This window comes from Pseudomonas sp. MF5691, from assembly GCF_016405645.1.
Classification (GTDB): domain Bacteria; phylum Pseudomonadota; class Gammaproteobacteria; order Pseudomonadales; family Pseudomonadaceae; genus Aquipseudomonas; species Aquipseudomonas shahriarae.
In genome coordinates this window covers 27,651-46,212 of the sequence record NZ_JAEKDC010000026.1, presented here as the reverse complement: position 1 = coordinate 46,212, position 18,562 = coordinate 27,651, and the positions used below count along the sequence as shown (strand labels likewise).

General features: G+C 61.4%; 14 protein-coding genes. 2 read left to right on the top strand and 12 right to left on the bottom strand.

The window, feature by feature from the left end; all coding sequences use genetic code 11:
* Positions 1-36 precede the first annotated feature (36 nt).
* The 3 genes from JFT44_RS24865 to JFT44_RS24855 all read right to left on the bottom strand — a co-directional run bounded on the left by JFT44_RS24865 (position 37) and on the right by JFT44_RS24855 (position 5,008).
* Positions 37-1,479 carry an outer membrane protein transport protein gene (locus tag JFT44_RS24865; RefSeq protein WP_198831335.1) on the bottom strand — a complete coding sequence of 481 codons (1,443 nt, stop codon included), beginning with the start codon at positions 1,477-1,479 and terminating at the stop codon, positions 37-39.
* 100 nt (positions 1,480-1,579) lie between these two features.
* A complete protein-coding gene (gene praB, locus JFT44_RS24860) occupies positions 1,580-2,089 on the bottom strand; it encodes an alkane oxidation protein activator PraB (protein ID WP_057436883.1) in 510 nt (169 codons plus the stop codon).
* An 816-nt stretch (positions 2,090-2,905) separates the two neighbouring features.
* The gene (locus tag JFT44_RS24855) at positions 2,906-5,008 is read right to left on the bottom strand and encodes an EAL domain-containing protein (protein WP_198831334.1); all 2,103 of its coding nucleotides are present in this window, start codon (positions 5,006-5,008) and stop codon (positions 2,906-2,908) included.
* 366 nt (positions 5,009-5,374) lie between these two features.
* Between JFT44_RS24855 and JFT44_RS24850 the strand changes: the two genes are divergently transcribed.
* Positions 5,375-5,635 carry a hypothetical protein gene (locus tag JFT44_RS24850; protein WP_057436888.1) on the top strand — a complete coding sequence of 87 codons (261 nt, stop codon included), beginning with the start codon at positions 5,375-5,377 and terminating at the stop codon, positions 5,633-5,635.
* 32 nt (positions 5,636-5,667) lie between these two features.
* Positions 5,668-6,006, top strand: a complete 339-nt coding sequence (locus JFT44_RS24845) for a DUF6388 family protein (protein WP_057959356.1) — start codon at positions 5,668-5,670, stop codon at positions 6,004-6,006.
* On the opposite strand, the gene JFT44_RS24840 is transcribed toward JFT44_RS24845, so the two are convergent.
* The 9 genes from JFT44_RS24840 to tssH all read right to left on the bottom strand — a co-directional run bounded on the left by JFT44_RS24840 (position 6,003) and on the right by tssH (position 18,561).
* Positions 6,003-6,884, bottom strand: coding sequence for a serine/threonine-protein kinase (locus JFT44_RS24840; protein ID WP_225923882.1), 882 nt, complete (start codon positions 6,882-6,884; stop codon positions 6,003-6,005). The genes JFT44_RS24845 and JFT44_RS24840 overlap by 4 nt on opposite strands.
* Positions 6,885-7,025: 141 nt before the next feature.
* Positions 7,026-10,412, bottom strand: a complete 3,387-nt coding sequence (tssM, locus tag JFT44_RS24835) for a type VI secretion system membrane subunit TssM (RefSeq protein WP_198831333.1) — start codon at positions 10,410-10,412, stop codon at positions 7,026-7,028.
* A 15-nt stretch (positions 10,413-10,427) separates the two neighbouring features.
* Complete coding sequence (icmH, locus tag JFT44_RS24830) at positions 10,428-11,294, bottom strand: type IVB secretion system protein IcmH/DotU (RefSeq protein ID WP_164844811.1); 867 nt, start codon at positions 11,292-11,294, stop codon at positions 10,428-10,430.
* Positions 11,295-11,298: 4 nt separating this feature from the next.
* On the bottom strand, positions 11,299-12,630 hold the full coding sequence (tssK, locus tag JFT44_RS24825) for a type VI secretion system baseplate subunit TssK (protein WP_128592974.1): 1,332 nt from the start codon (positions 12,628-12,630) through the stop codon (positions 11,299-11,301).
* A complete protein-coding gene (gene tssJ / locus JFT44_RS24820) occupies positions 12,617-13,117 on the bottom strand; it encodes a type VI secretion system lipoprotein TssJ (RefSeq protein WP_128592973.1) in 501 nt (166 codons plus the stop codon). The genes tssK and tssJ overlap by 14 nt, the downstream gene beginning before the upstream one ends.
* 5 nt (positions 13,118-13,122) lie before the next feature.
* Complete coding sequence (gene tagH / locus JFT44_RS24815) at positions 13,123-14,241, bottom strand: type VI secretion system-associated FHA domain protein TagH (RefSeq protein ID WP_128592972.1); 1,119 nt, start codon at positions 14,239-14,241, stop codon at positions 13,123-13,125.
* 15 nt (positions 14,242-14,256) lie between these two features.
* A complete protein-coding gene (locus JFT44_RS28800) occupies positions 14,257-14,394 on the bottom strand; it encodes a type VI secretion protein TagU (protein ID WP_115128353.1) in 138 nt (45 codons plus the stop codon).
* 67 nt (positions 14,395-14,461) lie between these two features.
* Positions 14,462-15,988 (bottom strand): sigma-54-dependent Fis family transcriptional regulator, encoded by a 1,527-nt coding sequence (locus JFT44_RS24810; RefSeq protein WP_128592971.1) that lies wholly within the window; start codon positions 15,986-15,988, stop codon positions 14,462-14,464.
* Positions 15,988-18,561 (bottom strand): type VI secretion system ATPase TssH, encoded by a 2,574-nt coding sequence (gene tssH / locus JFT44_RS24805; RefSeq protein WP_198831339.1) that lies wholly within the window; start codon positions 18,559-18,561, stop codon positions 15,988-15,990. The genes JFT44_RS24810 and tssH overlap by 1 nt, the downstream gene beginning before the upstream one ends.
* Between the last annotated feature and the right edge of the window lies 1 nt (position 18,562).

The window sequence follows — 18,562 nt, the reverse complement described above, 5'->3', positions numbered from 1 at the left end:
CATCGCGGGCAGGCCCGCTGCCACACGGGATCTGGATCAGAAGGCGTAGGTAGCCCCCAGGCTGAGCACTTCGCCCTTGAGCTGGGCCTTGCCGTCCAGCGACGCCGCGCCAAGGCGATCAACGTTCTTGGTCTTGAGCTTGACGGTTTCTACAAACTGCCGTGAATAGGCACCGTCGATACTCAAGCCCGGAACCGCCCGGATGTTGTAGCCAAACCCCAGGGACGCAAATATCCGATCGCCATCAGGAATCCGCGGGTCACGGGTGGAGTTGGGGGTCGGGGTCTGGTCAAAGGCCACGCCGCTGCGCAGGGTGACGTCATCGGTGAGTTGGTAGTCGCCGCCTAGGGCGTACATCCAGGTGTTCTTGTAGTTGTAGGGAATCGACACCAGGGTGCTGCCCTCCGACTTCAAGGTCAGGGCCTTGAACGATGACCATTGGGTCCAGGTGGCACTCACGCCCAGGGTCAGGCGGTCGGAGAACTGGTGTACCCAATCCAGGGAGGCATTGGCCGGGATGTCCAGTTGGGCCGAGGCATTGGCGCCACCGGGATACAGATGCAGGCCTGGATAGGCCAGTTCGACCAGGGTCTTGCCATCCAGCACAGGGGTGGTCATGACATCTCTGGAGAGTGCATCGGCGTAGATATTGTACTTGCCCTCCAGCTTGTTCTTGATCTTGGCGTGGTAGTTCAAGCCCAAGGTATCCCGGGAGGTCGGCTTCCAAGCCATACCGGCAAACCAGCCCAGGGAAGTGTTGTCGACTTTGACCCGCATCAATGCCAGGCCCTGGCCGGCGGGAAACGGCGTGTAGCCCAGGTCCGGCGACTGCGCGGCGGCGGCGTAGAGGTCAACGTTCTGGCTTACAAAGCCTGTGGTGTGCTGCAAAATCCCCCCGCCACCGATGGAGAACTGATCATTTACCTTGAACGACAGTGAACCGGTCAGGCCCACGGTTTCGATTTTGGTGTCTACCGCAAAGTCCCGGCCCTTCCAGTCCTCGTCCCACGTCGTGCGGGCCCCCATGGGCACCACCTGGCTCAGGCCAAAGGCAAAACGCTCGTTGATCGGGATAACCGTAAAGCCCGTCGGTGCCCAGGCTTCAAACCCACCCTGGCCACCGTCACCGGTGCGCGGCGTCGAGGTCGGCAGGCCGGTATCAGGATCAAGGACCGTAATGGATGCGGGATTGCCCGCGTAGTCATACGCCGAGCCTTTGTACTTGATGTCGATATTGGCGTAGTTGAGGGTGAACTGCGAAACGGGCCGGTCGATAAAGGCCATCGCCGCCGGGTTGTTGAAGGCCGCTGATGGGTCGTTCCTGAACAGCGAACCGCCACCGAACGCCCGGCCCCAGCCTGCGGTGTTGGCAGTCGGCGTCATGAACCCGCCGGCCTGGACCGGGCACGCCGCAACCGTCAGCCCACCCAACACTGCCAGGGCAAAGAATACCAGGACCTGCTGTTTGTTGTGTTTCATGCACCACTCCGTCGTATCGTTACCCACCCCAGCAGGTGCCTCGAATAAGGCACCTGCCTTTCACGGGTGATCAGCCCTTTGCACTAGCAAGCGCGATGGCTCAAGGCGCCACGCTAAGGCTCGGGACCTTGACGGTCAGGGACTGGACGGCGCAGTTGCCGGAAAGCGGCTGGTTTTTACCGGTCAACGTGCGAGTCGCCTGGTTCCACTCGCCATTGAGGGTACCCGGGCCGCAGTTGGAGGAAGGGAACGCCACGGTCCAACCCACGTTTGAGACGGTGCCGCTACCGATGCCGGTGCTCGCGTTATAGCTGGTCGCGGTCAATACCCAACCCGGAGACGGAACGTTTTTCATCTTCGGCAGATTGCACAGGCCACCGCCAGTGAGCGTTGCCGAAGTGATGGTGGCTACGCCTGCGGATACATTGCCGCCGAAAGTGACGCCGCAGGTAATGGGAGCCCCGAAGGAAGATGGCGACGTTACAACAATCGTGCCTGCCTCAGTGGTAAATGGACCTTCCGGAATAATCGACACGGCGCTGGCCATGGAAGCCGCCCCGAACAACAGAGCAAACGAACTTACACGAACGAGGGCTTTCAAACTTTTCATTATTTTTCCTCACATGGATGGCGAACTATTTCGCCGGGGTAATGGTCATGATCAAGAGCTCACACTAAAACTGCGACACCCCCTCTCCGACCAAATCTCAATTCAAATAACGGTATTAAATCGCTTATCAACCCGGGAGCCTTTTGAACTTACAAAACCCCGAACAGCTCCGCTTTATTACCACTTGATAGTTTCTGACTTGCCGGGCACTTACATAGGGCGCGCTGCATCTTTATTTAACGCCACACACACCCAATAACGTCCCTAACCCCAGGGCAGACAAATTTCTGGCAATAAGTGTTTGTGAGCCCCATCGACTCCGAAAAACCCACGGCATTCAGATCAAGCCAGACGATGCTGGTATTGCCACGCCCATTCCAGGAGCCCTGCCGGGTGGGCATTGGCGACAGGTCGATACTGCAAGACCTGATTAGCCCTTTGCCAACACCTTCCATAAAGAACATAGATACAGAGCAGTGCCGACATCAAACAAGGCCCCAAGCAAGTACGGAAACTTAAACTAGAAAATTGCGCCTAAAAACATTGCAGACAAGTCAATCGCCTCCACAAGAGCCTATATTTAGAAATTTCTTTTTAAAACTCGTATCAAATAATCTACCTGAAAAAATTACTTACGCCAGAGGGGCACCCTCCATTTACGAGAAGTCCTACGCAACAGCTTTATACTCGTAGGAAAGTCGAATAACTCGAACCACCGGCCAACTTCGGCGCAAGCGCCAGCGCACGGGAAGTCAAGGCTCAATATAGAGTGGAATTATTTGCAGGACTTATTTGTAGGATCAATGCAAGACGTGGCTATGCACCGGCCTCATCATTCATCTTGACTGCCCGCTCGCGAACAAATCGTTGCACCGCGTCGCCGGGCAACGCTTTGCTGAAATACCAGCCCTGGATAATCAACTCCGCCCCGGCGTGCCCCCTGCCCGACTGGAGGAAGGCCAACTGCTCAGCGGTTTCCACCCCTTCCACCACCACCCCCAGGTTCAGCGCCTCACAAAAGCGCAGCATGCCGGTCAAGACCTGCGCGCCCTTGGGGTCCTGCTGGGCCACCACAAAACTGCGGTCGATCTTGATGAAGTCCACCGGGAACTGGTGCAGGTAACTCAGCGCCGAAAACCCCGTGCCAAAGTCGTCGATATAGACCTTGGCACCAATGGCCTGCAGCTTCTGGATCATCTGCCGGGTCGCCTGGATATCGCCCACCAGCGCATCCTCGGTGATCTCCACCGACACATGGCCGTGGGCCAGGGAGAGGATGTCCACCAGTTGCCTGCCATAGGCGGGGTTCGTCAGGGTGGCGCTGGAGACATTAATGGTGATCGGTAGGGCAAAGCCGATTTTCTGCCACTTCTGGTACTGACGCACGGCCTGGGAGGCGACCCAGACGTCCACGTCCGGCATCAACCGGGCCTGGGCCAGCCACTGGAGGAACTCCCACGGCGAATGCACCTTGCCCTGGCCGTCCCGCGCGCGCATCAGCGCTTCACAGCCGGTGCACAAGCCCGTCAGGGAGGACACCTGGGGCTGGTACTCCAGGTAAAACTCGTAGTCGCTGATCTGCTGGATCCTGCTCAATGCACTGGCCTGGCGTGCCAGCGCCCGGTGCGCGGTCAGCACTGGGTCCAGTTCCAGCAGACGCCCTTTTTCTTCGAGCCCGCGAAAGGTCATGTCGAAAGACTTGAGGTAAACCGTACCGCCCTCCACCGCCTGCCGATGAATCGCGCGGACATAGGGCGCATAGACCAGTATCCCGACTCCCAGCAGCACCAGTTGCAGCGCCACCGCAGCCAGATCGCCCTGGGTACTCAGGTAGGCGTTGAGCAGCACCGGCGCGGTGAACGGCACGCTGGCCACCGCTGGCGATACCCAGCCGGCCTGCACCACCAGCAATGCCAGCACCGTATTGATCACCGGCACGGCTAAAAAAGGGATAAACAGGCGCGGGTTGAGAATGATCGGCAAGCCAAACAGCAGCACTTCGCTGACGTTGAACAGCGACAGCGGCAGGCTGGCCACCGCCAGCAACCGCATGGACTGGCTCTTGGAAAACAGCAGAATCGCCAGCAACAGGCACAGGGAACCGCCAGCCCCGCCAATAAAGGCAAAGCACCCCAGCAGACCGCCATTCAACGCATACAGGACGGGCTCCCCCGCCGCCAATGCCGCACCATTGAGTATCACGGCCTGGTCCAGGGCATCAAACAGCGGCTGGATCGCGTACACGCCATGGATGCCAAAAAACCACAGCAGCGAATTGATCGCCGTGACAAACATACCGGTGCCATAAGGCGACTGCAGCGTATCGAGCATCACCGGGCCCTGTAACTGCGCCACATGAGCAACCTGCAACAGCAACGACAATGTCACCACCAGTAGCAACGCGGTGATTGCTCCCGGTACCACCATGTTGATCGTACCCCTGAGGTTGTGTCCCACCAGGTCTGCGTTGACCAAGCGGGTCCAGCGGTAGCGATGCAACCAGGCAATCACCGGGACATTGATCAACGGCGAGGCGATGGCAATAAACAGGACAAAGGTTGCCGACGCACGTGGATAGTCCCGCAGGACAAAGGAGGCAATGACCACGTGTGCCAGGCACAAAAACGCTACTGGCAACTGCGCTAAGCGGTGCTGGATTGCCAGCATATAGCCGATGGAAGCGGCCACCAGCAGCGGGATCACGGAACTGATCTTGGCATGCAGGCCGGCCAGGAATGCCACGACCGGCGATGGGAAGTCGAGAATGCGGGCGCATTCGGACAACAGCAGAAAACCCGCCGAGACCAGCAAGCATGGCAAGATCCATAACAGGCCTTCCCGGATGGCTCGCAGCGACTCCGTGCTTGCCAGGGCTGCCAGGCGTTGGGTGAAGAACAGCTTGAACAGCGTCTGCGCCATGACTATCTCCCTGCCCTCGGGCCATCACACCGGTCTTCAACGAGGGCTTAACGCTACACGGCCGGGCCCCGAAAATGAAAGGATTTTGCCGCGTTTGGCATCGATGCGTCGTCCTGGGATACCAGCAGACGTGCAGACAAGGGTGTAATTTCCTACGCTTTTTGAAACAATACCGTGCGTGAGGGCCTTGCTGCCCACGCGGGTACCGCAGGTTTTCGGAACCAACTGCCACCCGCTCATGTCATGAGCTGTACGGGTCTGTCGACCCGCAGGCCGGCATCGAATGACTCGATCCGCAGGCCACGTTTACACCCGCAGGCATCGGTACGCCGACTGACCCAGCGTTCTCAGGGAGATGTATTGAACATGCAACGCAGGCTTACAAATCGTGCGCGACCTCTGGTTTTCACCGTAGGGCTTTGGTTGTGTGGGGTCGCTGTACTGTTTTTGATCAAGGCCGCCGTTGAAGCCGTCGAAGGGCCTATCAGCAAAACCTGGATCGACTTGACCCTGGTGCTGACCGCCTACCTGTTTTTTTTCTTGTTGGATCCACTGCAACAGTGGACAGCCAATCGGCTGCGTAAACGTGCCCGACGCAAAAGCCGTTACGAACAAGCCTCGTCCTGAGGTCGCGCAACCTGTATTTGCGGAGTCCCCCCTTGTCTGAACCTGGCGAAAACCTTCAGCTTGCCCTGGATATATTCCTGAGCCAGCACCCCGATCTGCGCACCGAACTGGACACGCTGAACCCCTTGGCGGCCCAGGCCAAGCGGGAAACCATGGCGCAATACCGGGCCGAGCGCCTGCATGAGGCCTTTGAGGCCGAGGCAGAAGCCCGCAACCTGTTTGCCTGGGAACTGACACTGCAACTGATCAGCCAGTCGCCACAGGAGTTCGAGGCCAAGCGCCTTGAGGTTCACAAGGAAGTGGCCCAGATGGCGGGACTGGAGTGGGCTGAGTATTGTCAGCTGCATGGTCTGGCAGACAGTTCACCTTAACGGGCAGCGAACCAGCGGCCCACCACCGAATGTTCACACTGCATGGCCACTTGCAACTCGTCGAGGGTGATGGTTCGCCGCTGCGGGTCGCCATTGAGCGCTATTTTCAGTGCCGGCCAGCAACGCCGGGGCAGTTGTCGCGGAGGCGCCAGTCGCGCGCCTTGTGTACTACGCCTGCCCAGCGCCAGGTCATACACCAGACACGCTGCACCATAGACCTCGCTACTGGCTGACAGGGGTGCGCCGTCCAGCAGTTCCGGGGCGGCATAGGCCGGTGTCCAGGCAGTGAAGCGCTGTGGGTTCAAGGCCGGCAGCCCGGACAGCGGCGGCGCAAGCGCCTGGGCAAGGCCAAAGTCAAACAGGCGCACCCCGTCATCGCCCAACATGACATTGCTGGGCTTCACATCGCCGTGCAACACACCTTGTCGATGGATGTAACCCAGCGCGTCCAGCAGCCCCGTTGCAATACGCCGCAGTTCTTGCCAAGGCACCCCGCGCGGGCAGTCGAGCAACAACTGGTCCAGGGTCGCGCCACTCATCAGCTCCATGGTGAAGAACGCCACTTCGCTCGCCGTATCCACATCAAACGAAAACACCCGTACCACGCGCGCGTGCCCCAGGCTGCGGGTCAGGGAAAACTCCCTGTAGAGCAGCAGGTGCGCATCCTGTGACTGGGCAAGGCTTTCACCGAGAACCTTGAGTGCCACCAGGGGCCTTGGCTCACCGAATTGCTCGTGGAGCAAATCACGGGCGCGATAGACAATCCCCATGCCCCCTTCCCCGAGCACCCGTTCAAGGCGATAGCGGCCGCCCAGTAACATCGGCAGCGGGCTCGATATGAGCGGGGCACAGGCGCCAGGCTGGGGCTGGTTTTCCATCATGCTTGCATCACCAGGGCCGTCAGATTACCCCTGGCCTGACCACGCAATGCCCCGTCGAACCCGCGATCCAGCATCAATTCGGGGGTTCCGGGTTCAACGCCTCGCCCATTGCGTTGCGGCAGGTGTCTTGCCATGGGCTCATAGTTGCTCCGGTATGCGGAAGGTCCGCCACGTCGCCATCTCGAACGGGTTCGGCGTGCGCTGGCTGGTCAACAGATAATGGGCTCGCAGGCCGCCGATGTCCGCCTTGAGCAGGCGCGCATCGCGGCCATTCGAGGGTTCGCCTTGCAGCAAGTCAAACAGGCGGAACAGCGACCATGGTCCGCTGTTTTTCTCGATGCCCATTGGCCGTTGCGCCATACCTTCCAGCACCAGGCTGCTGCGCCCGTCCTCGGTATCGGTGGGCCACTGGAACAGCATCGGGACAATCGGCCCGTGGCGGTATTCCATCTGTTGGTCGCCGAACCGCAGAATCGCTCGACTGACCGTGGGATCCAGGCTGTATGGCGCCAGGGTAAAGCGCACCCCCGGCTCACTCGGGTCATCGGCGAAGAACGCCTGGCGTATGGTGCGCGCCTTTGCCAGTTGGTCCAGCAACGCCCGCGACATCGGCAGGCTGCGGCCATCCAGGCTGCGCAACCGATAGCGGTCGCCGTCCCCCATCACAAAAGGCCGCAGGTCGTCGTCAAGAAACCGCGCCATCACCCCTTGGGGCTTGAAGAACTCGCGAAAATCATTCAGGGCCACGTCGCTGCTGGCATGGGCGCTGAACGGGTAGCGTTGCTTGATCGCCGAAGCATAGAACCCATACACCTCACTCTGATAGCGTCGGTTCAGGTGGCGGTAGGCCTCGTCAAGCACCAGGCGCCAGGTGTCATCAGCGACACCCGCGAGCCAGCCGTTGAGGGGAGCCGGCAGGCGCGCCGTAGCATTGCGCAGGTTGCCCAGGGCGTCCTGTTGTCCCTGCATGCGCCGCTTGACCAGCTCAAAGGCGGCTCGTTCAGGCCGGTTCTCCCGCCCAAGGGCGGCCAACTGCAGATGCACCTGGTTGAGGGTTTGCAACACTTGGGACAATTCTGGCCCAGGGTTGTCCTGCTCATCGAGCAACTGATGCAGTGATTCAAAGCGCCGCTGCACTGCGCGCTGCGGGGTGTCGGGCAGCCGTTGCGCGACACTGTCCACGGCCGCCTGGGCCACCGGCGAACCCGACTGAAGCGCCTCAAGGCGTTCGACAGGGCTTGAAAAGCGGGTGTTTTCCCGGACCTGCTGCAGCAACTGCAACAACGGTGAACGGGCTGATGTCAGGCCCGCCAGCTGCTCGGCAATTTCGCGGGGGCTATCGTTTTCCTGCAAGCGCACCTGGGCCAGCGCCGCCCCCCAGGCCTGGGCATAGTCGCTGAAATACTGTTGCTCCAGCTCGACCATCAGTTGGCGCAGGCCCATGGCACTCAGTTCTGTACCCTCCCCCAGTACCCAGTTATCACGCACGATGGCCGCGACCATCCGAGTGCCCTGCACGGCAAAGAACTGACGGTAGCCCTGCTGGGTGAAGAAGCCAGGAATGGGTTGGTCAATGCCGGCGAACACTTGCTCCTGGGGGTCCAGGTGTTGGGCGAAACGATAGGGTTCAAGCTCGCTGCCCTGTTCACGCAGCAGACGGTAGATCACGCCAGCCAAAGGTTGCGCTTTCAAGACCTGGCGAGCCTGGGCCACCAGGGTTTCGTTGAGGGGTGCCACAAAAGGTTGCGCAAGCAATTGTGCAAAATGTGCATTCAAACGCTTCTGCAGGGCAGTGTCGCCAGGGTAGCGCAGCGACCATAGCTCGGCGACGCGATCCATCAACCATTGTGTGTCCCGCCGCTCAGGCAGATTGAGCATCAGATAGGCCCGCAGGCTGAGAAGCAACTGCTGACGGTCGTGCAAGTTGCTGCGCACCTGCTCCTCCAGCATGTCGCTGACCCGTGCCATCAGGTGCTGGAGCAATGCCTGGCGGTAGGCGGTGTCCAGCACCGGGCGGCTCCTGTCACCTTGGTACAAACCTGAAAACTGCAACCATCCCGCACCTTGCGGTGCCGGAAAAACCTGCGTGGCCGCCCATCGACGGTCCAATAGTGGAACTATCGCCACGCTCGGGTCTTCTGCCGCCTGCCGAGGAGCCGGAGACCGCGCCAACTCCCGCAGTTGTTCCAGGCGTTGATGATTCTGCGAATAGCTGTACATCCACAGCGAACCTGCGCCGCCGAGCACCAGCAAGGCAGCCAGGGCGAGGCCTCGCTGGCGCCGGCGGATCTGCGCGCGCTCCCGGTGGTCCAGGCCGGCCAGGTCGACCTCGCCGAACACCACCCGGCTGAACAGGCCCTGGATAAACCGTGGACGCTCACCGGCGCTGGTCAAGTAGAAACCGCGCAATGCGTTGACGCGCTGGTAACGATGGGCAGAAAACGCCAGTTCGGTAAACAGACACAGGCGCTCGCCGATCTGCGCCACCTGCCGAGGAAAATCCACCATACGCCCGCGGCGCTCGCCGCTGCGCTCCAGATGCAGGCGCTGTATCAGTTCCCCGCTCAAACGCTGCAGCACGGCTTCAAATGCCTGGCGCACCTGGGCGTTATCGGTTCCCGCCGTGCCGGGTACGATGGGCTCGCCCAACAGACCGTCGCTGCCCTGCCCCTCCGTTCGCTCGAAGAACTCGACAAAACCGGGCAAATGGTCCGCCTGAGTCAGCACCAGATAGACCGGTAACTCCACATGCAAGGTCTGCTGCAGATCGTGAAGACGGCTGTTGAACTGGCGCGCGGCAACGCTCAGGTCCTGCTCGCTGCCATTGAGTAGGGTATCCACCGACAGTGTCAGTAGCACGCCGCTGAGCGGGCGCGCACGGCGCCGGGCTTTCAACAGCGTCAACAAAGTCGCCCAGCCGCCACCATCGACCTCACTGTCGGCATGGGCCAGGTAGCGCGCCGGGGTGTCGATCAGGACCCCCTCATCGGCAAAATACCACTCGCAATGGGGTATTGCGCCGGCAGTGTGGGGGGCGCCGCAATCAGTCCGGTCCAATGGCAGCTGCATGCCACCCGCCTGCAACAGGCAGGTCTTGCCACTGGCGCTGGCGCCCATCACCAGGTGCCAGGGTAATTCGTTGCGCCAACGTTCGCTGCGTTTGCCATAACGCCGCGCTGCCTTGAGGGTGTGCAGCGCTTCCTTGAAGCGGCCACGCACGTTGTGCTGTTCGTGCTCCACAAGACCCTTGCGGGACTTAGGCAGCGCCTGGTCCGGGCCGCAAGCCTGTGCGGGGGATTGTGCGGGGGTGTGCCGCTGGGCAAAGACCATTGCCAACCCCCAGGCCAGGAACAAGCCGCTGATGGTCAATAAGCGAGATGTCGCACCGAGCCAGAAACGCTTGTCATCGACCGCCAGGAGCGGCCCGAACCGCCACACGGTCCACGCCAGCAACAGTACCAGCAGCAAGCTCCAGACCCAGGTCAGACCCAAGGCAGAGGCCAGCATTTTGAATAGATTTTTCATGGATCGCTCCCTGCGCTACTGCGGTGTCCGGATGATGTCGGTGGTGGTCGGCAGATAGGCTTTGAGCACGCTCTCGCGCTGTTCTCCAAGCACCCAGGCGAACCCTGAATACATGAGGGCCAGGCCCATTACGACGAAGACCCAGACCCAGGTTGCAGAAACAATGCGCATCGCCTGCCGGGGTTTGCGGCTGGACGGTGGCCGGGGCTCACTGGCCAGCGGCGCGTGGCCGCGCACATGGATGATCTGCCGGTATAAAGCGTCGCGAATGCCGTCCAATTGCAGCAGGCCACGCTCCATCACCCGATATTTGCCTTCAAAGCCCAGCGCCAGGCAGACGTACATCAACTCCAGCAGCGCCAGATGCTTGATCGGATCCCTGGACAATCGCTCAAGCAGCTCGAAGAATTTTTCGCCGCCAAAGGTTTCGTTATGAAAGCGGCTCAACAGGCTCATCTGCGACCAGTCGCTCTGACTGCCCCAGGCCGTGATCACCACCGCTTCGTCTATTACGCTACACAGCACGTAACGCGCCGCCGTGATCTGGCTGTCGAGGATTGCGGCGTGGCGGGCGCGGGTTTCAAACAACGTAATGCCCGATGACAACCGATCATTGAGCGCGTGCAGGCCTTCACGGGCCGTGCCGCCCTTGAGCCGGACCACCTCCGACAACAGGTCCCAGGCCGCTGTCACCAGCGGGTTGAGCCCCAGCCTGAAGTGTTCTGCGCCCTGCAAATGGGCGGCGTACATCATCCGGTCCTCAAGCTGTTCAAAGCGCGGTGGTGCCTCGAAATCCGTGATGGCGCCCTGCGCCGGGCCAAATCCATGACGATCCAGCAGGACCGTCTTGTCATCCTGCGGGTATGTCCTTTCCATCGTCATCGGTTCAGTTCCTGATAGCCCAGAATTTCAATTCAAGATCGGCAAACTCGCCGCTGACATGGAAGGCGAATCCACCTGAATGTGCCAACTGCTCCAGGTCGCGGGGGCTGAGCTCGAGCATGAAATAGGTTTTTTCGGCATGGAAAGGAATCTGCCGGGGCGCCACAGGCAACGGCTTGACGCTAATGCCAGCCAGGTGCAGGTTGACCAGCTCGCGGATCCGCTCCACCGGCCCGATTTTCAGGTGCGCCGGCAACCGCTGGCGCAACACCTCCGAATCACTGCGGGCACTGGCGACCACAATGAAGGTCGCAGCGCCCAGCAGGTTCAAGTCGTTGACCGGACACACCAACACCCCGTATTGACGGGGCTGCAGCACCAGCTCAATGGCGTGCTGCTCGAGTACCATCGACAACACCGCACGAATTGCCGTCATCAGTTCACGGAAGCTCGGTCCCTGCTCGCTATGTTGGTAGCGCCCATCAAAACCGGCGCGTTTGGTAGCGCTGGAAAACGTCGAAAGCTCCCCCAGCAACGCCAGTAGAGCCTGGTACAACACGTCGGGGCCCAAGCGGGTCTGGTCCAGATAGTGGCGCAGGATCAACTCCGTACGGTTGATCAACTGCAACATCAGGAAGTCCCCCATCTCGGCCCCGGCCGCCTGGCCAGCGTCCTGCAAACGCTCGGCAATCGCGTCCCCGCGGAACGCCAACAGGCTGACCACCTCCTTGAGGCAGGACAGTAAAAAGGGCGACCCATGAAGGTGCATGAACGTCGGCGAGAACAGGCTGTCGAGGGCTACAACGCCCTGGCCGTTACAGTCCAGGACCTGTGCGACTTTGAGCCTGACGTAGGTCTGGACGTCATGGTCGTCGCCAAGCAGCAGGCGAAAATCCGGGCGGGCGCAGGTTATGGCGCAGCGTGTGTCTTCGCCGGCATTGGCGTCTCCCACTTCCACTTCGTACGCGGTGTAGCGCGCCACTACATCAGCTTGCGCCGGGCGGCGAACCTCGACGGCATTGCCGGCAACCATCGGCAACGCCAGGTACACCGCCTGACTGCCGCTGTTTGGAGGAATTTCCAGCACCAGCGGCGCGCTCAGGTCACGCATATCGAACAGCGTCCCATCAGGCAGCACGCCACTGGCCTGGCTGACCACCACCTTGCCCATCTCGAGGTACTGCGGGTCGATTTCCAGGGTCAGGAAGCCCCAGGCATAGCCCTGTGACAACTGGCTGCGGCGGGCCAGTTGCTGGTGGTAGTAACGGTCGTTGTGCTGCAGATGCTGAGGGCGCAACAACATGCCCTCCTGCCAGGTGACTTTATCGAGCAGCATGTGAGTCACCTGCCTGGGTCGGCTGCCAATCGGCTGCGCGCACGCCCGCTTCATCGAACAACAGCTCTACACGGGTCCGCGAGCCAACGGCCAACGGCACGACATAGCGCCACCGTGCCTGGGGCAAATCCCGGTAGGCCGCCAACACCCCGATGTAGCGGCCGCCCGACGTTGCACTGAGCTTCAGCGGGACCTGCTCACCAGGGCGCAACTCCCATTCTTCGCTGCTTATCAGGTCCTTGGGCAAGGTGCTTTCGGCACGTCCATACAGGCTGAAAAAATCCGCGTTCTCGAAGGCCACCGGATTGCTGAGCTCCAGCAAACGCACCACGATAGGCGACGGCCGACCATTCAGATCCGGGTTGACCTGATCGCTGGCATTCAGCGTCAGGTCCAGCTTGGTCAGCTTCGAATAGGGGGACAGGTTGCTGCAGCCGGGCAACAGGCCCATCACAGCGAGTAACAGAACAAAGGTGAAGCGTGACATGGGGATCATCCAGAACAAGTACTGTGAAGGGTGGAAACCAGGCGCACCTGCTCCCGGTAGGCGTTGGCAAAGTCCTCGCTCAGTAAGCGCTCACTCCAGCCTTCGTCCTCGACCAGGCGCTGATAGTGGCGCAGGTAGGCGCGCCAATAGGCGCCGCTGGTGGGGAGCCGCGGCGTGTTGCCCTGCTGTTCGAAACGCACCAGCAACTGGCCCGGGGCAAACGCCGCCAGTGCGCCGCGCACGGCGGCACGACAACCCGCGAGCACCGCGACCTGATGCACCTGCAAATCGCGGTAAGCCTGGATAACCGCCAGTTCGGCTGGCAGCCCCTGCCGCTCACCGCCCAACATGGCCTCCAGGGAATCGGCACCGCCCATCAAGGGAGGCTGGTCGCTCGGACGCCCTAGCGAAGCGCTCAACTCACTTTTCAACTCTTCGTGGGTGTGCAGGTTCTGCTGCAACCCTTCGACGGCCTGCCTGAGCAAGCCCGCGACCTTGATTGCCAGCGCTTGCCGCCCTGGTTCGTCGAGCGGGTCCAGGCACACGCCCAGCGCCTTGGAAAACGCCCCCCAGAACAGCGCGTGGTCGTTACCTGCCGGGGGGCTTTCTGCCGCTGGTGCAATCTGCGGGGCAGGCTCTACCAGGGTCGGCACAGTCACATGCTGGCGCTCGACCGTGCTGGTGTCCGTCCAGCGCGTTTCCTCTGACTGATGGGCCTGGCCGGGCATGGCATACAGCGGATCCAGCTGCAGGAACGCGTCATCCGGAATCAGGTTGTCGCTGTGACTCACGGCGCCAGCCACCGCCACCAACTGCGTGCGAATATCAAACGGGCCCATCCGAAACACCATGCCTTGACCAATAGGCCGGGCCTGGCCCTTGCGCAAGCGCACGGCGCTGTCCCCCAGGCAAATGCCATTGCTGCTGATGTCCGTCAGAAAGTACTGATCGTCACGAAAGCTGATCAAGGCATGATGATTGGACAACTGACGGCTGGGATCGGGAATGACCCAATCACAATCGGCACCACGGCCAATCACCCCGCCGGCGCCGTCAAACACTTTGTTGCGGGTCGAGCCGGGCATGCCTTGCCAATTGCCACAGATCTCAAATATCAACTGCATACGGGGCCTCCGGGCTTATTGCGGGTACTGGTCGGGCCGCGGATCTCCCAGCGGCCGATATTCATCGTCGTCAAACACGTAATTTGCCGTACAACCACTCAGCACCAACATCAGCAGAACAAGGACTAATACCTGCCACCGAGAAACAATCATCACGCCTCTCCCATTGAAATAAATCCGTCCGAGCGCAACAGCCGGCGCCTGTCAGTCAGGGCTGGTGTCATTCAGCGCTCCCCCTTGATGCTTCACCGAAAGGGATATTCAGCCGCGCGAGGCGGTACAACAGGGTGCGCCTGGCGACTCCCAGCTCGCGGGCGGTGCGGGTGCGATTGCCGCGATTCTTGTGCAGGCAATCAATCAGCAAGCCACGTTCGACGCGCTCCAGGCGTTGGCGCAGCGTTGCGTCGCTGGCCTGTGTGGAGGACGCCAATGGCAACGACAAATGTTGCGGCAGGATCACCCCGTCGTCGCACAACAACACCGCGCGCTCCACCAGGCACTTGAGTTCGCGCACGTTGCCGGGGAAGCTGTGGCTGGACAGTTGATCCAGGGCCTGGTCCGACCAGGACACCGGTGCTCGCCCCTGGGTCGCGCAGGCCTGGCCCGCAAAATGGCGAGCCAATTGCCGTGCATCGCCTTCGCGATGGCGTAGGGCCGGCAGCTCGATTGGAAACTGCGCCAGCCGGTAGTAGAGGTCCTCGCGAAAGCTGCCCTGGGCCACCATTGCAGGCAGGTCGCGGTGGGTGGCGGCAATGATCCGTACATTCACTTTATGGGCGACGCGGGCGCCCAGCGGGCGTACTTCGCCCTCCTGCAATACCCGTAACAACTTGGCTTGCAGTGACATCGGCATGTCGCCGATTTCATCGAGCAGCAACGTGCCGCCGTCGGCGGTATCGAACAGCCCCGGTCGGTCCCGGTCGGCGCCTGTAAACGCGCCTTTGCGATAGCCAAACAGTTCGCTTTCCAGCAACCCTTCCGGGAATGCCGCGCAGTTCTGTACGACAAAGGCCCTGGACCGGCGCGGGCCCATGGCATGGATCGCCCGCGCGACCACCTCCTTGCCCGTGCCGGTCTCGCCGCGCAAAAGCACGGTATAGGTACTGTCCAGCACCTTGCCGATCAGGCGGCAGGTCTCATCCATCGCCGTACTGTTGCCGATCAGGCCGAGACTTACGGGATGCAGCACGTTTTCGAGTACCGAATGGGTCGGCGGCGGGCAAGGCTCCGGTAACAGCGACCGCTGGCGCAGCGCAAACACCGCCAACTGCCCCAGTGTCATGGCATACCCCTGCAGGTCGATGCTGCGCTCGGTTACGCATATCAACACGCCCTTCACAGCAAGGTGGCGATGGGTGATGGGGACGCACAGCAACGATTGCCAGGGCGCCGGGCCCGACGGAATAAAAGTCGTGTCATAAATGCTGTCTTGCAGGCCGCGGATGCTCAGGGGGCGCTTGTGCTCCAGGGCGAACTGCAGCAATTGCTGGTGCTGCTGATCAGCTGCTGCACGTGCGCCGATATCCCCAGGCCCTGCATCTCGCCGGTATTCGGCAGCCAGCACCAGACCACGGTCGCCCTCATCTGCCAGGTACACCTGGCTGAGCGAGCACTGGCTCAACTGCACGGCGGCATGGGCAAGTTGGCCAGGCATACTTGCCCGATCGCTGTCGATGCCCATGTGCAAGAGCCACTGCACCAGCTGTTCGGCAGGATCAAGCGCCTGTGACAACGGGTTCTCCCTCATCACGCAAACTCACAGATTACGTGACCGTCGCCATCCAGCGTCCCGTGGGCACGCTGCAGATGCTCGTCTCTGGCCATTGCCTCAAGCAGGCGATCGACGACCAGGGGCAATAGATTGGCGTCGATCCATTGATCGACATACCGCGCCCCGCTGTCGCTGTGGGTACAGCGCTCTGCCAGGTAATCGACCAGCCGCGGGCAATAGCTGAACGCCAACTGGCGCTGCAACAAACGCTGAGCCAGGCGCTGTAATTTGCTTTCTACCAATTCCCGCAGCACCGCTCCGTCGATCGGGTAGTACGGCACTACGCGCATACGGGCCAGCAGCGCCGGCTTGAAGTGCTGCTTGAGCAGCGGCGCAAGTGCTTCCTGCAACGCTTGTGGGGTGGGACGCGATGTAGCCCGGCACAGGTCGATGGTGCATTCGCTGCCCAGGTTGGAGGTCATCAGGATCAGGGTGTTGCGAAAATCGATCTCACGTCCCTCACCGTCATTGGCCCGCCCTTTGTCGAAGACCTGATAGAACAGGTTCATCACACCGGGGTGCGCCTTCTCGACTTCATCGAGCAGCAGCACCGAATAGGGCTTTTGCCTGACCGCTTCGGTGAGGACGCCGCCTTCGCCATAGCCGACATACCCGGGCGGAGCACCTATCAGGCGCGACAGTGAGTGTGGCTCCTGGTACTCGGACATGTTGATAGTGGTCAGGAACCGCTCACCGCCATACAACAGCTCGGCCAGGGCCAGTGCCGTTTCTGTCTTGCCGACGCCACTGGGGCCGACCAGCAGAAACACGCCCACGGGCGCATCGGGGGGGTTCAGGCCTGCCGCAACCGCACGCATCGAGCGATCCAGCGCCTGTACGGCGTGCGCCTGGCCAAGAATGCGCGCCCGCAGATCGGTGGCGAAATCGCGGACCTGGGTGCTGTGCTCGCAGGCCACCTGGCTCAGCGGAATTCCCGTCCACGCGCTGACTACTTCCGCCACCAGCCGTGGGCACACTTCGAAGCTGACCAGGCGCTGGTGAGATTGCTCGGCCAGCAGACTGCCGTGGGCCTCGCACAATTGCTGCTCAAGCACCTCGATTGCCTGCCCCGACTGACGGGCCTGGCTCACCTGTATGCGCAGGGCCAGTATCGCTTCGGCCCTCTCGCGCTGGCGCGTCCAGCACTGCTTGAGGTGCTCGTGTTCGCAACTGATGGTTTGCAGGCGTGCAGCCAGAACCTGCAGCGCGCCCGGATCTATAGGTAACCCAGCGTCCCTATCGCGGCAAAGCGCCTGGTGCTGGCCGGTGCTTTCAGCCAGTTGCGCCGCCACGGCCTGCAACGCCGGCGGGGCTGTCACCAGGCTGATGCGCACACGGGCGCAGGCCGTATCGAGCAGATCCACGGCCTTGTCGGGTAACTGTCGCCCCGCCAGGTAACGGGCAGACAACTGCGCGGCGGCAACCACGGCGTCATCGCGCACGTACACGCCATGGCTGGCTTCATACACCGCAGTCAGACCACGCAGGATGATCACTGCGTCATCGACACTGGGCTCCTGGACATGCACCGGCTGAAAGCGCCGGGCCAATGCGGGATCCTTTTCGAAGTATTTCTTGTACTCCGACCAGGTGGTGGCGGCGATGGTACGCAGCTCGCCACGGGCCAGCGCCGGCTTGAGCAGGTTCGCCGCATCGCCGCTGCCGGGCGCGCTGCCGGCACCGATCAAGGTGTGTGCCTCGTCAATAAACAGGATCACCGGCACCGGTGAGGCATTCACTTCGTCGATAACGCCCTTGAGCCGCCGCTCGAACTCGCCCTTGATGCTGGCACCGGCCTGCAGCAGCCCCATGTCGAGGACCAGCAGGCGCGTATCCTTGAGCACCGGCGGTACCTGCCCACAGGCGATCTGCCGGGCCAGCCCCTCGACCAGCGCAGTCTTGCCGACACCGGCCTCACCGACAATGATCGGATTGTTCTTGCGCCGACGCGCCAGGATATCGGTCAACTGACGGATTTCTGCGTCGCGGCACAATACCGGGTCAACCCGCCCCTCTAAGGCTTGCTGAGTCAGATCATGGGTGAAGCGCTGCAACAACGACTCATTGTTGGCGCCGGCTGTTCCACGGGAACCCTCAATCTCGGCGTTCAAGGCGAATTCAAGCAGGCGCTGCGCATCGAGGCGCGCCAGCAGCACCTGATAACGACTGCCTGCGTGAGACTGTGGGTTACGCAGCAAGGCGAGGATCAAGGCTGCGTCTCCGACCTGGGATTGCGCCAATTCCAGCTGGGCAACCACCAGCGCTTGCTGCAACCATTGCACCAGCAACGGCGCAAACACCGGATTGCGTGAAGTGCCCTGGCCCACCCTGGGCTGCAGGGTGGCTTGCAACTCGCCCTGTTCGACACCGGCATCTTGCAGCGCGCGCACCAGCAATCCTTGCGGGTGCTCCAGTAGCGCCAGCAACATGTCCTCCACCAGGACTTGCGTCCCGCCCCGGGTCACACAGCGTTCGGCGGCACGCTCCAGGTCTCGGCGAGTGTGTGTCGTCAACACGCGAATCAGTTGTTGCAAGTCCACATTCATCATC